This window comes from Xenorhabdus sp. IM139775 (assembly GCF_028598745.1).
Classification (GTDB): Bacteria; Pseudomonadota; Gammaproteobacteria; order Enterobacterales; family Enterobacteriaceae; genus Xenorhabdus.
Genome location: NZ_JAQRFK010000234.1, coordinates 1 through 681, shown reverse-complemented (window position 1 = coordinate 681; position 681 = coordinate 1). Strand labels below are relative to the sequence as shown.

General features: G+C 48.6%; 2 protein-coding genes. Both read right to left on the bottom strand.

Going from position 1 to position 681, the window contains the following annotated elements:
- Nucleotides 1–81: 81 nt before the first annotated feature.
- Nucleotides 82–345: a PAAR domain-containing protein gene (locus PSI17_RS17205; protein ID WP_273553112.1), complete on the bottom strand. Its 264-nt coding sequence runs from the start codon at nt 343–345 to the stop codon at nt 82–84.
- 13 nt (nt 346–358) lie between these two features.
- Nucleotides 359–681, bottom strand: a 323-nt coding sequence (locus PSI17_RS17200) for a DUF2931 family protein (protein WP_273553111.1), incomplete at its 5' end; no start/stop codon positions are given.

Sequence of the window (681 nt, the reverse complement as noted above, 5' to 3'; positions counted from 1 at the left end):
GCCCCTCCCTCTTCCTGCGATATTGTCACACGCAATTTGCGTTTCCCCGCCTTATTTTACATAAGGCGGGTATTCATGTGATTAAGCCAGAAAATCTTTTTGGCTGGCAATCAGCTTAGCACCGCAGGCGGTTTGCATCCCTTCCAGCGCAATAGGCGTACCATGCGACTTCAACGATTCACTTCCCTCGATAATCGGATACGTCCCCTCGCATTTTGGGCAAGTGACCAAATCACCCTCACCTGCAACAGGCACGCCCTGATAGGTATAACCACCAATAGCGGTGATCACCTTGCCACCGTGATCGGTGGCATCGTTTAAAAGAATCACTGCTTTACCTGCCATATTGTTACCTCCATTACCATTCACCATAGGGATAGGTTTTTCCTTTGATAAAAGCTTTTATCCTCTCGGAATACTCCCCGTAGCCATCAGGATGTTTTGTTTTCCCCTGACATACTGTCATCTTATCGCCGGATACTGATTCGCCCGTCGAGATCAGAATATTATCGCCGTTGTTTTTATCATATCCCCGCAACCAGGCGCGGGCCGCTCCCCCCGGAGCGAGGCCAATAAATATTGTATCCCGATAGAATATATGGCCTTTAACAACGCGTCCGACATAAGGTTCACGCATCAGTTGCCGAACTTCAGGCGTGAAGTTAAACAGGGTTTGGAAAG